Origin of the sequence: Microcoleus sp. Aus8_D2, from assembly GCF_036702665.1 — a bacterium.
Taxonomy (GTDB): domain Bacteria; phylum Cyanobacteriota; class Cyanobacteriia; order Cyanobacteriales; family Microcoleaceae; genus Microcoleus.
In genome coordinates this window covers 27833-41726 of the sequence record NZ_JAUBUN010000004.1, presented here as the reverse complement: position 1 = coordinate 41726, position 13894 = coordinate 27833, and the positions used below count along the sequence as shown (strand labels likewise).

Here is a 13894-nt window from a genome sequence, read left to right as displayed (position 1 = left end):
ATCAAAATTATTCAGCACTTAGCAAAATCATTGCTCAAAAACTGCTTTAACTACTTTTGTATCTTCCGCAACAGGCTGAATTTGTTGAGGTCGTAAAAACTTCCCAAATTGAGCATACAAGGCTGGCAAAACTAACAGAGTTAAGGCAGTAGAAGTAAATAAGCCCCCTAAAACTACTACTGACAAAGGTTGCAATATTTCTTTCCCCGGCCCGCCTTCTAAGACTAAAGGTGCTAAACCCAAGGCTGAAGTTAAAGCGGTCATCAGGATGGCGTTGAGCCGTTCCATCGAGCCTTTAACAACGGCTTCTTTAAAGGGCATTCCTTCGGCAAATTTAGTGTTGTAGTTGTCTACTAACAGCAAGCCGTTGCGGGTAGCTACGCCGAATAATGTGACAAAGCCAACCAGGGAAGCTACGGAAATTGTACCGCCCGTCAAAGCTACAGCAATTACTCCTCCAACTAAGCCGATCGGCAAATTAATCATAATCATCGCAGTTGAAGCGATCGACTTAACGGAAAGGTACATCAAGACGGTAATGACCAAAAAGGCGATCGCGCTAAACACCATAATATTCTGCGAAGCCCTTTGTTCCGCCTCAAATTGACCGCCGTACTGGATAAAATAACCAAACGGTAACTGCACCTCCCGTTTGACTTTAGCTTGAATTTCATTCACAACCGATCGCAAATCCCGATTTTTTGCATTAGCCGCCGCCACAATCAACCGCGAAACATTCTCGCGGTTAATCGTATTTTGGCCCGTACCGTATGTAACAGTCGCAACTTGAGCGAGGGGAATTTTACCCCCCCTTTCATCCCCCCCTTGATAAGGAGGGGAAAGAGGGGGGATATCAACTAACAAATTCTGAATAGTTTCCAGGTTATTTCTGGCTGACGGCTGCAACCACACAACTAAATCAAAAGTTTGCTGTGCTTCCAAAACTTGCGATACAACTTTGCCATTTAAAGCAGTCTCAATGATTTCCGAAAGTTCTCCGATTTTTAAACCGTATCTACCCGCAGCTTGGCGGTTAAACTTAATTTGAATTTGCTGTACCGGCACCTGGGGTTCGAGTTGCAAATCCACAATTCCCTTAACTGTTTTCATTTGCGCTTCAACTTGAGCGCCGAGGCTGCGAAGTTGATTCAAATCCGGGCCAAAGATTTTCACAGCAATCTGACTTCTGACACCAGATAAAACCTCATCCATCCGGTGAGAAATAAAGCCTCCGATATTTGGTGCAACTCCCGGCAATTTCGCAAATTCCTGCCGCAAAAACTCCAAAGTTTTTGACCTATTTTTCATCCCTTCCTCGCTCAAACCGATATCAATGTGAGCTAAATTGACACCCGCAGCATCGGCATCACCCGGAGCTCTACCCGATCGCACTTGCACGTATTCAAACCTGCGATCGTCCTTAAGTGCATCTTCCATCGCAAAAGCCGCACTATCCGTCGTCTCCAAAGACACCCCCGGATAAAGCAGAATAGTATTCACCAAAGTTTGCTCCTGAAACTCCGGCAAAAACACCCGTCCAAAGGAAGGCAAAATAACTAATGCAGCCACCATGCTAGCAGCAGCTAAAACTAAAATTATCGCCGAATAACGCATTGACAATTGGATGAAAAAGTGATAGATGCGCTTGCAAAATCTCGGCAGCCAAGGCTCCTCAGCACTCATGCGTTTGCTCGGCAACAAAATAGCACAAAGCGCCGGAGAAACAAACAGCGATTCCAGACTAGAAATCACCACAACCACCAAATAAGTAATTCCCATCGGCGTAAAAATCCGACCTTCTACACCGGGCAAAGTAAAAATCGGCGAAAACACCACAATCCCAATTACCGTAGCTCCAATTAACGAATCTCGCACCTCTTGACTGCCATCAAAAATCACATCCATCACCGGGCGCGGATGCCCAGAAGCAGTATTTTCTCTCAAATTGCGATAGGTATTTTCAGCATAAACAATAGCATCGTCGATCGCAGTTCCGATCGCCACCGACAAACCACCCAAAGTCATCGTATTCAATCCCAGCCCCAGCCAATACATCGCCAGCAGCCCGAACAGCCAAGTTAGGAAGAAATCGAGCAAAACCACCGTCAGAGTGCGCCAATTCATCAAAAACGGGATCAGAATCACGGTGACAATGATACTGCCTTCCACTAAAGCCGATCGCACATTTTCCACCGAAGAGTTGATATACTCTTCCTGGCGGAAAGTCACTGTCACCTTAATATCCTTAGGTAAAGCTTGCTGTACCTCAGCCATTGCCGCCTCAACCGCTTTCGTCACCGTCGGAGTATCCGCAACGGGCTGTCGGTTTACCATCACAATCACAGCTTTTTTGCCGTTAAAACTGCCATTTCCCCGCTTGATTGCAGCACCAATCTTGACATCAGCGACATCACCAATTCTCACGGGCGTTCCTTGGCGAGATGCGATCGCAGATTGCTGCAAATCCGCCACAGACTCAATCCGCCCCACCCCCCGAATTAAAGTTTCTTTATCCGGGGTAATTAAATAACCCCCAGGCGCATTAACATTCGCAGCCTTCGCCGCTTCCGCCACTTGCTGCAACGACACATTAAAAGCTTTTAATTTAGCAGGTTCTACTAATACTTGATACTGCCTTTGTTCGCCGCCATAAGCCACAACTTGAGCAACGCCAGTCACGGCGAGAAGGCGATTTGTGACTTGCCAATCTACCAGACGGCGCACTTCCATCAAAGGAGTAGTTTCTGATGTAAAAGCATAGGTAATTACCAGTCCGACAGGAGAAGTTGTCGGAGAAATTTGTGGTGTTTCTACCCCAGCCGGGAGTTTGCTTTTAGCTTGCTGCAACCTTTCTGTTATTAATTGGCGTGCTTGATAAATGTTAGTTCCCCAATCAAAGATTACCTTTACCGCAGAAAGACCCACAGCAGAAGACGATCGCACTGCTGTTACTCCCGGAGTTCCGTTAATTGCACTTTCGATCGGAAGTGTTACTAAAGATTCGATTTCTTCCGGTGCGAGGCCCGGTGCTTCTGTCTGAATTTCGACTTGCGGCGGTGCAAAAGGCGGGAAGACATCGAGGGACATTTTGGGGATGATATATAATGTCCAAAGACTAATAATAATGGTGGCGAGAACGACTAGCCAGCGGCGATTAATTACCCATCTCAGAATAGTGCTGAACATTAGATTTCCCCGCGCTTCCTCGCTCAAACATTATCAAATCGCCATTTAAGCTATATTGACACCCAAAAATGAAATCAGAATGAAATCTTTTCAAACCGCAGATGTAAAGCAGATAAACACGGATAAACGCAGATATTTTTAGGATAGGCCAGTGAATGAGTGCAAAAATATAGCTAAAAATTTTGGTGTGTATGTCTTCTTCCTAATGCCCAATGCCCAATGCCCAATACCCTCTTTGGCCGATGCCCTCTTTGGCCGATGCCCCATGCCCAATTCCCGATGCCCAATGACTAAACTTGTCTGGTTTGCAACTTCAACATTGTGATGCAAATCATCAGCCAAAGATAGCCGATTCCGTAGCCAGCAATGATATCTGTTGGCCAGTGTACTCCTATATACATCCGACTCAGGCCAATTAGAGCGATCGTCACAACGGCTAGAGTATAAATAAGTTTAGAAAACTTGGGAAAGTGAGCGGAAAGCAGGTAAGCTAGAAATCCATACATCACAAAACCTCCTAAAGCGTGACCGCTAGGAAAACTAAAAGATGTTTCTGCAACTAAACTCGGAAAAATCTGGGGGCGAGGCTTGCTAAAAAATAACTTCAATCCAGTATTGATAATCAAGGCTCCCAAACAAGCAAGAGCAAAAAATTTAGCTTCCTGGCGGTAATGCTTCCACCACAGAATTCCCAGGGTAACTGCCACAATTACGACGACCACACTAGCATCAGCAAGCTGAGTAATTGTTAGCATCACAACATCTCGACTGGGATTTGCATAGCCGTGCAGCCAGTTCAACCAAACAGTATCAAAGGCAAAAGCTTGTCGTTGTAATACTTCTTGAAACAGCCATGCTAAAAGACAACCGATCGCCAGACAACTGGTAAGTCCAACTACACCGATTGTCACAATCAAAGTATTTAAGTGGGGGTTTATATGCTGTAGCCAAAATTCATAAGACTTGCGTAACATAATTTGTCTGAAATAAGCAATTTCAGATAATTTACACTAGGGTTGATATTTTGTCAACGATTTACTAATTCCGCGCACCCCGAAGGAGACGCTTATTTTAAATCAATAAGGTTCATATAAGATCGTCCTGGGCGTAAAATGATACGAAAAATAGACACTGTGATTGCTTCGTTCCTCTCTTCGGACAAACCTTAACCCAAGCATATTGTATTTTAAATAAAGTTAAAACAAGTTCCATCCAAATTCGCGGAATTATTGTCTATATCGATTACCCTGGTGAGATTCTTGACTTTCCTCAATAATTGCAGTTGAGTTAGGCAAATTTAGCTGAGAATCCTCTAGATAAATCTCTGTTTCATAAACAATTTGCTTATCTTCTAGATTACTCGATATATCGGCTCGATCGCCCTTTCTGCGACCTGCTAAAACACCGACAGAAAATGCTAGAGTACCCAATATTGCTGCTCCTCCTGTTCCGGCTAACCACCACATTTGCTGCGGAAAATTGTTAGTAGTTGTCTGTGCTGTTGGTGCAGTTGTCTCTGGCTTCTCCTCGGTTTTTGATGGCTTGCTACCGCCCCGCAGAGATTGGGCGTAAAGTTGAGGTGCGCGCTGGGTAACAATCAAATCTCCATCGAATAAACCGCTCTTAACTTCCACTAAATCCCCCGCAGTTTGACCGACTTCAATGTCAACAGCTTGATAAGCATCGCCATTCTGCACGTAAACGGTTTTTTTACCGCTAACATCTACTACTGCTGTACTCGGAATTGCTAAAATATTTGTGGCTGTTTTGTCGGTTAAAATCTCTAACTCCGCAAACAATCCCGGCTTTAACTCGCCGTTACTATTATCTAATTCTGCTTTGACTGGGATAACCCGCGTTTCTCCTTGCACGGATGAGCCAATTAAGGTGATTTTTCCCTTGAAAATCCGATCGCCCAAATTAGCAACTTTTACCCTGACTTCCTGGCCCTGTTTTACCTGATTCAAGTCTTTTTCGTAAATGTTGGCTGTAGCGAAAACCCGACTGTCATTGAGGACGCTCATCAACGGTTTTTCAGGGCTTACAGACTCTCCTAGGGTGATGGCGCGATCGGCGATCGTACCAGCAATCGGAGCAATTACGGTGACAAGTCCTCGATCGTTCGCAACAGTCCCTAATTGTTGCAGGCGCGCTTGATAGGCTGCATCGGCTAAGCGAATGCGCGACTGAGCGACTTGCACGGCAGTTTTGGCGCGTTTGACCTGATTCTCGGCTTCGAGGACTTCCCGGCGGCTCTGAGCTTTGGTAAGTTGAGCTTTTGCTTCTGCCACCTTGCCTTGGGAATCGCGCAATTCCCGCATGGGGAGGTCTACTTCAGCTTGTTTAATTTCGGTTTCGGCTTTGATAACTTCTGGGCGGCTTTTTGCCTTCGCAACCGTGGCTTTGGCTTCGGCGAAGTGAGCTTGCGACTCTAGCATTGTACGCCGCGCGATCGCACCTGATGCCACTAATTCTCGATCGCGATCGAATTGTTCTTTAGCCACCGTCAATTCTGTTTCTGCTCGCGCTATTTCTGCTTGCGCTATTTCAAGCTGGCGCTGATAATTTTCCTTAGCAACTTTGACAACCGAGCGCTGATTGACTAATTCTTGCTCTCGCTCGTACTGCTGAGTCGTTGCGGCTAATTGAGTTTGGGCCTGTATTATTTCGGCTTCAGAGATTTGAATTTGGCGATCGTAATTTTCGGTAGCTAGTTTCAAATCGCCTTGCGCTTGCTGCAAATCGGCCTCAGCTTCCGCTCGTTTCGAGAGAGATTCTACACGCAACTGTCCTAATTCTGAACTCGACAAAACTGCAACCGATTGACCTTTTGATACTTTGTCCCCAGGCTTAACTAGCAACTCTACCACTTGGCCAGCAACCGGAGCAGTCACTTCTACCTTTTGGTTTGGCAAAGTTTCAATTTGTCCTGTGGTTTTGATGCCGATATCTAGTCGCTGGCGGGTAGCCGGAGAGACTTTAATTCCTAACCGTTTTGCTGTTTCAGCATCGACAGAGATAGCAGCAGGAGTTTGAGTTGTTTCGCTATCTTGGTGAAATTCATTTCCGTGCCCAGCGTGGGCGAAAACGGCGGTGGGATAAGTTAGCAAGATTAGGCTTAACAAAGTTCCTGAAAAGCTGCTAATAATTGCCGGAGATTCAGAATTTTTGTGAAATATCATCGTTGGCATTGTCCTTGAAATCAGGTTGAGTGCCCAAGGCTTAACGGTTGGAATTTTGCCAAACTAAGTAAGTTAACCGAATTAACCGGAGCTACTTATTAGCATTTTCCCATAAGCGACTGCTAAGCAATGACCAAGAGCTACAAATGCTCTCCTCAACCTAGTCTTTCACTGACAAATGAAATTAGGATGAAATTTCGCCTCAGCAACCCAGATGCCCTCCGGCTTCTAAAATACGAATATAAGTGTGGCCTAATGCCAAGCGATTGCCCTGTAGAGATTTTTTCCGTTTTGCGAGCTCTGCTTGCGCTTCAATTTCCTTTGTCAATGTGCTCACTAGCTCCTCTACGGCTGCATTTGATTGATCTGTTGTGTTTAATTGCAAGCTGTTCGATATCATGAACTACCCCTGTCTATAACTTTGTGCTGACTTTCCTACTTTAGATCGACTGCTTCTAACTTGTCAACACTATTTTTAACAAAAAATGAAATGATGTGAATTCAGGCAACTGCTGATAGCGGTGATGGAGCTGAATTACTGTTTGTACAAGACTTTCCGCCACTCTTTCATGTCCTCTATTTCTGGCTTTTGTGAAGCAAGTATTTCCTGAAAAATTTACCTATTGTGATTCACGTCACTAATTATGAAGATTTGTGTCACATCTTGCTTTCGGGAGCTAATGCTGGGGCGGTTTACTAGGCTTTTTGACTTACTATTTATATTTTAGTGAACCCGCCCCTACAGATATTGTGATTGATTTTTCGAGCCATTCATGACTTTTTATACCAAGCTTTGCGCCACTCTTTCATTTGATTGATTTCTGTTTTTTGCGAAGTCAGAATCTCTTGAGATAATTTCTTCATTTCCGGCCGCTTCGACTTTTTCAAAGCATCTTCAGCCATCACTAAAGCTCCTTCGTGGTGGGGAATCATCGCATTCAGAAATCGCAGGTCAAATTGAGCATCTGCCGCCCCTAAATCCATGCTCATCATCATGCTTTGCATTTGTTCGGGAGTCATTGCCATCATGTGACCCATTTGAGCGTGATAAGCCATTGGCGTACTGTCGGCTTTGGCGTACCAAGTTTTGCGCCACTGTTTCATTTGATTGATTTCGCGGTTTTGAGCAGCAATAATGTTATTAGCTAGTTTTTTCATTTCCGGGCGCTTTGACTTGTTTAGCACCTCTTTCGCCATGTTTACAGCACCTTGATGGTGTACTGTCATCCCATCAATAAATCGCAAATCGTAGTCGGCATCAGCAGGGCCTAAATCCATTGACATATTGTGATTCATGCCATGATTCATGCCACCCATACCGCCGCCTTGTGCCGCGTCTTGCTTGTTGTTTGCTTCGGTTGCTGCGGTAACATTTGGGGCTTGAGTTTGGCTGGTAGGGGCTTTTGAACAAGCTGCAAGCACTCCGCTGGTTAGGGCGGCTGTGGCGGTCAATATCAGTGCTGCAAAGCCTGTTTTTAATGAAGTTGGTTTCATAGATTTTATCTCCTTAAAGCTGCCATTTGTATTTAGGTTCTCACATATAAATGAAATCAGGATGAAATTATTGATGCTCATCTGTAACGAATTATTGCTGTGCCGTGTCAGGTAGCGTGTCAAACCACTTTTTGCGTAATTCCTGATTTATTTCGCAATTTCCCTTGACTCTCCTGCTAGCTGGAGACTTTACAATGAAGTTAATTCATCTATGAAGCAGAGTAGTTTCTGCTGAGGTTCCAATTATGACTTTACAGCTAAAAGTTCCCAAAATGGCTTGTTCCGCTTGTGCGAATACAATAACCAAAGCAGTCCAAACAGTAGACTCAGCCGCCACTGTTGAGGCGGATCTCAAGACAAAATTGGTCACGATTCAAACCGCTAAATCGGAAAGTGAAGTTAGGAAAGCGATCGCATCTGCTGGCTATCCAGTCAGTTGATTTGAGATTTGAGATTTGAGATTTATATCATGTCCGCAGAGAACGACCATGATAAGATTGGTTTGTAGTGAGGACTTCAGTCCTCATAATCAGAGGACTGAAGTCCTCACTACAAACCGTTTTTATTATGGTAATTTACAGGACATAATATTACTTCACAGATGAATCTTGCAGATTGGAAAAGAGTCAATTTTTTTTGACTATCCACGACAGGATTATGCGGTTTTTATAGGTTTTTGGGGAGTCATTTGAACGCCGAAGGTAACTTTCTAATTTAGGAGGGCATTTATGGACAATCTCACACTTAAATTGCGGGGCATGAGTTGTGCTGCTTGTGCTTCCTCTATCGAACAAGCAATCCAATCTGTTCCCGGCGTAAGAGAGTGTCATGTCAATTTTGGGATGGAACAAACAACCATTCAATACGACTCCCAGCAAACCAATTTAGCAACAATTCAAGCGGCTGTTGATGCGGCGGGATACGAAGCTTTACCGCTGCAAGAAATGGCTGCGGCGGAGGATGATGCAGAACAAGCCGATCGCAAATCCGCATCTCAAAACTTGCAGCGAAAACTCTGGATCGCAGGCAGCATCAGCATTCTGCTCGTTGTGGGTGCTATTCCAGCGATGACAGGCTGGCACCTGCCATTCATTCCCCCATGGCTGCACAATTCCTGGCTGCAATTAATCTTGACATCACCGGTACAATTTTGGTGTGGCAAATCGTTCTATGTGGGGGCTTGGAAATCCCTAAAACGCCGCGTCGCAACCATGGATACCCTGATTGCTTTGGGTACCAGTGCTGCTTACTTTTATTCTGTATTTGTGACAGTTTTTCCCGGTTTATTCACCACCCAAGGTTTGACTCCCAGCGTTTACTACGAAGTTGCAGCCAGCGTAATCGCCTTAATTTTGTTGGGGAAAAACCTAGAAAATCGGGCGAAGGGAGAGACTTCGGAAGCGATTCGCAAACTGATGGGCTTGCAAGCAAAAACTGCTCGGATAATTCGCAACGGAGAAGAGTTAGAAATTGCGATCGCCCAAGTGGCAATTAACGACATCGTGCAGGTGCGCCCGGGCGAGCAAATCCCCGTAGACGGAGAGGTGATTGAAGGTGCTTCGACGGTAGACGAAGCAATGGTTACGGGGGAAAGTTTGCCCGTTAAAAAGCAGCTTGGCGATGAAGTTATTGGAGCGACAATTAACAAAACAGGCAGCTTTAAGTTTCGCGCTACCAGAATTGGCAAAGATACATTTTTAGCTCAAATTGTCAAGATGGTGCAGGATGCCCAAGGTTCAAAAGCACCGATTCAAAAGTTAGCAGATCGAGTGACTGGCTGGTTTGTTCCCGCAGTCATTGCCATCGCTTTAGCTACTTTTATTATCTGGTTTGACGCGACGGGAAACTTCACTTTAGCGACGGTGACAATGGTGGAAGTGCTGATTATAGCCTGTCCCTGTGCTTTGGGTTTGGCGACTCCCACTGCTGTGATGGTTGGCACGGGTAAAGGTGCAGAAAATGGGATTTTAATTAAAGGAGCCGATAGTTTAGAATTGGCTCATAAAATTCAAATTATCGTGTTAGATAAAACTGGAACTCTTACGGAAGGTAAGCCGACTGTAACTGATTTTGTGACAATTAAAGGAACTGCCCACAGCAATGAGTTAAAGTTGCTGCAATTGGCGGCTTCTGTTGAGCGAAATTCGGAGCATCCTGTGGGGGAAGCTGTGGTGAGATACGCTCAATCTCAAGAGGTAAAGTTGACAGATATTAAAGATTTTGAGGCTGTGGTGGGTAGCGGCGTGCGAGGGGTTTCGGGGGGAAAGTCGATCGCCCTGGGAACCCTCAGATGGATGCAGGAACTAGGCTGCGATACTGAATATCTGGAGCTGCGCGCGCGAGCTTTTGAAGCTGCGAGCAAAACGGTGGTTTGGATGGCTGTAGAGGGCAAAATTGAGGCAATTCTGGGCATTGCCGATGCCCTGAAACCCTCGTCAGCCCGGGCGGTGAAAGCACTGCAAAAACTCGGTTTGGAGGTGGCGATGCTGACTGGGGACAATCGATCGACTGCGGAGTCGATCGCGCAATCGGTAGGAATTACTCGCATTTTTGCCGAAGTTAGACCCGACGCAAAAGCAGCTCAAATCCAAGCGCTGCAAAGGGAAGGCAAAATTGTGGCGATGGTGGGAGACGGGATTAATGACGCTCCAGCTTTGGCTGCTGCGGATGTGGGAATTGCGATCGGTACCGGCACTGATGTGGCGATCGCAGCCAGCGACATTACCTTAATTTCAGGAGATTTGCAAGGGATAGTTACAGCAATTCAACTTTCGGGCGCCACCATGCGAAACATCCGCGAAAATCTGTTTTTTGCCTTTATTTACAACATCGCAGGAATTCCGATCGCCGCTGGCATTTTGTACCCAATTTTTGGCTGGCTGCTCAATCCGATTATCGCTGGTGCAGCAATGGCTTTCAGTTCGCTTTCGGTAGTGACTAATGCTTTGCGGTTGCGGAATTTTCAAGCTAAAGTTATTGCATAATTGAGGAGCAATTTGAGAAATGTTCAGCCAGCGTCAAATTTTAGGAACTCTCGCAGGTTTAGGAATTATGCTCGGAATTGCATCGGGAGTTCGAGCCAATCAAATATCAAATCATGATATAATTTCAACCGCTCAATTTCGGCAGATAGAACAGCCGCTAAGTTTGAAAATTGGCATCACAGCAGGCGGATTGAGCTTAATTGGTTTAGAACTGTGGTGGTTTTTGTGGAGTAAAAATCAAGTTAACACCAAGTAAATTTTCCCGTCGCGGTTTTTTCCAGCAAGATATCGGTAAAATTAAAAAAGCTTAAAAAATTTGGAGTGAGCTAAATGCAACTACTACACACGATGCTCCGAGTCGGGAACCTAGAAGAGTCCCTCAAATTTTACACCGAGGTTCTGGGGATGAGATTGCTGCGACAAAAGGACTATCCAGACGGTAAATTTACTCTGGCTTTTGTGGGCTACGGCGACGAATCCGACACTACAGTTTTGGAATTAACGTACAACTGGGGCGTCGCAGAGTACAATTTAGGAGATGCTTACGGTCATATTGCGATCGGCGTTGACGACATTTACGGTACTTGCGAAGAAATTAAAGCCCGCGGCGGTAAAGTTACTCGCGAACCCGGCCCGATGAAGCACGGTTCAACTGTCATCGCTTTTGTGCAAGATCCAGATGGATATAAAGTTGAATTAATTCAACTAAAAAATCAAGGTAGCAGCGGTATGTAGTTGCGCTTCAGCGCTCTTTACCACATTAGGAAAGAGCGCTGAAGCGCAACTACGTACCTAATTTGTATACTGACAGAATGCGAAGGGGTTTTCAACGCTTTTAATTCGATCGCACCGACGGTACAAATTGCAGCGGTATGTAGTTGCACTTGGGCGCTCTTTCCTAATATAAGAAAGAGCGCTGAAGCGCAACTACGTACCTAATTTGTATACTGATAGAATGCGAAGGAATTTTGACCGCTTTTAATTCGATCGCACCGACGGTACAAACTGCTGCAAGTAACTCTTTTGCCACAAAATAGAAAAACTGTTGCCTATTTGACTTAAACTATCAAATTTAGGAATTAATTTAGATTCTCGGCGCTTGTCTAAGGCAGCGATCGCCGAAAATAATACAGCTAATACTAACAAAAATGTCACCATCACAATAAAGAAAATAGTCCAATAGACTAGAAATTCACTTTGGTAGTAGTTGACAGTCAATATCGAGTTAATCACTGCATCGGATAAATACAAAAGCACCCCTATTGAAAACCACACTCCTAACAATACCCACGTCCACTTAAACATCTGTGTTGCAGTCTTGTTATTTTTGGACGCCGAAAGTTCTAAATCTCTAATTTTGCTGTTAATTTTTGAAGTAACTTCATACAAAGTATACTGCAAAGCATCTCTGATAAAATTCAAATCGTTGTCGAGGTTTATGCACTGCTCGGACGTGCTTTTGTCAACACTCACGTTTTCGAGTTTCCTGCGGTGCCCAGCCAGTTTATTGCCAAGGGTCTGATCCCATTCTTGCAGCCGCTCTACTGTCAAATACAAAAGTTCCCTATTCGCATCTAACAAGCTCTGACAATCTAGGATAGACTTAACTAACTTGCTCAAATTGTTAATATGCTCGTCTACAGTATTTTGGTATTCCCTCTGTTTATCTGACAAAAAATTTGCCATTTCGACATCCTCGCCGCACAGCGACAAAGCCTCAGAATAAACGCCGTCAATTTCCTTTTTACCTAGATTCAGTGACGCTTTGCACTCCTCTATTTCGGCAATAGTCAGAGATTCTAAAGACTGATGTTCTACATGAAATTTATATAGGAGCGCTGTCATAATTTGCGCCGATTTTCGGTCTAGCCGATCTTGGTAAGGTTCTAAAATAATTGCCGATCGATTTTTGACTATCGCTTCCGGGTGGTGCAGAAACTCAAAAATTTTGGCAAGTATTTGGGAGAATTCCCACTCCTGAAAATTATTTTTCGCTACATCCAAAAAGTTTGTGATGGCTGCATCCTTTTCGGCATGAAATTTGTACCCATCATCCGTAACTGCGATCGCAGCAAATACGCGATCGAGCCAAAACAGATATTCCTCGCAATCCATTAACACACCCAGCAGCAGCCAGCTAGGGCCGTACACCCAAAAATCGAGACAATTCTCATATTCCTTACCGCTGTCCATTCTGCTGTTGTCGCTCAAAGCAAATTTATTGCTGGCTAACAGTTTAATTTGCTCTTCTACAACCTGCTGCTCAATTTCTGCTGCATTAATTGTGACATTGACAGCAGATTCCTTGCTTTGTCCTTGTCCTGCTTCATCCAACCAAATTGACTGAATGCTAACAGCCGCAGACCACTGAATTAAAGGGGTCGCTCCCCCTCGCGCTTCCTGTTCCAACACCGCCAGCAGATTTTTGCTGACATCACTTGCTATAGCAGCTTCCTCACTTGGTATCAGCCCCTCTCGCACCTTGCCCAAGGCCTGAATTGCCAAAGCCCGAAACAGCAAATTCGGATGCGGTTTTCTGGCGGATTCCGGTATATCTTCCCCTAATATTCCGCTTTTCGGTACGTCCAAAACTTCAGCAAAAGGCTCGATTCCGCAGTGTTGCACGATTCCTTCAACTGTGTTTATTCTTTGCCAAGGTTGACTATATTTAGTGAGAGTGAAGATGAGCGCTGTGCCGCTGCACTCCATTGACTCAGGGATGCTAGTGCGATCGAGTTTCCAGAGATTGCTTGTCATAATTTGTCGCCATGACAATTGCTAGATCTTAACGTCGTTGTCCGATGCTGAATGCAACTTTACATCTACTGCTGCTTTTTGTCAATATTAGTCCTGGACGCAGTGGACGCACAAGCAGCTAGAAACCCAGTTTCACAAGTAGATTTCTCGTTACTCAACCCCAATACGCTTGGGTTAAGACTGATCCCCCCGGCGCCCCCCTGGTGGGAGGGGGAAGAGAGTTCTTAAAGTCCCGCTTCTTATACCAGTTCTAAAAAGTAATGCTACAAAAGAAGTCTTTTTTTTACGCTG

Annotated in this window: 9 protein-coding genes; 4 read left to right on the top strand and 5 right to left on the bottom strand. The window is 44.9% G+C overall.

Annotated elements, in window-relative coordinates:
- Positions 1-27 precede the first annotated feature (27 nt).
- The 4 genes from QUB64_RS04330 to QUB64_RS04315 all read right to left on the bottom strand — a co-directional run bounded on the left by QUB64_RS04330 (position 28) and on the right by QUB64_RS04315 (position 7862).
- Entirely contained in the window at positions 28-3186 is a 3159-nt protein-coding gene (locus tag QUB64_RS04330; RefSeq protein ID WP_333269574.1) for an efflux RND transporter permease subunit, read from the bottom strand.
- 290 nt (positions 3187-3476) lie between these two features.
- Complete coding sequence (locus tag QUB64_RS04325; RefSeq protein WP_333269575.1) at positions 3477-4160, bottom strand: phosphatase PAP2 family protein; 684 nt, start codon at positions 4158-4160, stop codon at positions 3477-3479.
- A gap of 252 nt (positions 4161-4412) precedes the next feature.
- Complete coding sequence (locus QUB64_RS04320) at positions 4413-6377, bottom strand: efflux RND transporter periplasmic adaptor subunit (RefSeq protein WP_442921629.1); 1965 nt, start codon at positions 6375-6377, stop codon at positions 4413-4415.
- A gap of 762 nt (positions 6378-7139) precedes the next feature.
- The gene (locus QUB64_RS04315) at positions 7140-7862 is read right to left on the bottom strand and encodes a DUF305 domain-containing protein (protein ID WP_333269576.1); all 723 of its coding nucleotides are present in this window, start codon (positions 7860-7862) and stop codon (positions 7140-7142) included.
- A gap of 245 nt (positions 7863-8107) precedes the next feature.
- On the opposite strand from QUB64_RS04315, the gene QUB64_RS04310 reads away from it, so the two are divergent.
- From QUB64_RS04310 to gloA, 4 genes are all read left to right on the top strand, one after another.
- Positions 8108-8302 (top strand): heavy-metal-associated domain-containing protein, encoded by a 195-nt coding sequence (locus QUB64_RS04310; protein ID WP_333269577.1) that lies wholly within the window; start codon positions 8108-8110, stop codon positions 8300-8302.
- A gap of 288 nt (positions 8303-8590) precedes the next feature.
- Positions 8591-10846 (top strand): heavy metal translocating P-type ATPase, encoded by a 2256-nt coding sequence (locus tag QUB64_RS04305; RefSeq protein WP_333269578.1) that lies wholly within the window; start codon positions 8591-8593, stop codon positions 10844-10846.
- Positions 10847-10865: 19 nt separating this feature from the next.
- The gene (locus QUB64_RS04300; RefSeq protein WP_333269579.1) at positions 10866-11102 is read left to right on the top strand and encodes a hypothetical protein; all 237 of its coding nucleotides are present in this window, start codon (positions 10866-10868) and stop codon (positions 11100-11102) included.
- 74 nt (positions 11103-11176) lie between these two features.
- Entirely contained in the window at positions 11177-11581 is a 405-nt protein-coding gene (gene gloA, locus QUB64_RS04295; RefSeq protein ID WP_333269580.1) for a lactoylglutathione lyase, read from the top strand.
- Positions 11582-11824: 243 nt separating this feature from the next.
- Here the strand turns inward: gloA and QUB64_RS04290 are convergent, their stop codons facing one another.
- Positions 11825-13603: a hypothetical protein gene (locus QUB64_RS04290; protein ID WP_333269581.1), complete on the bottom strand. Its 1779-nt coding sequence runs from the start codon at positions 13601-13603 to the stop codon at positions 11825-11827.
- Between the last annotated feature and the right edge of the window lie 291 nt (positions 13604-13894).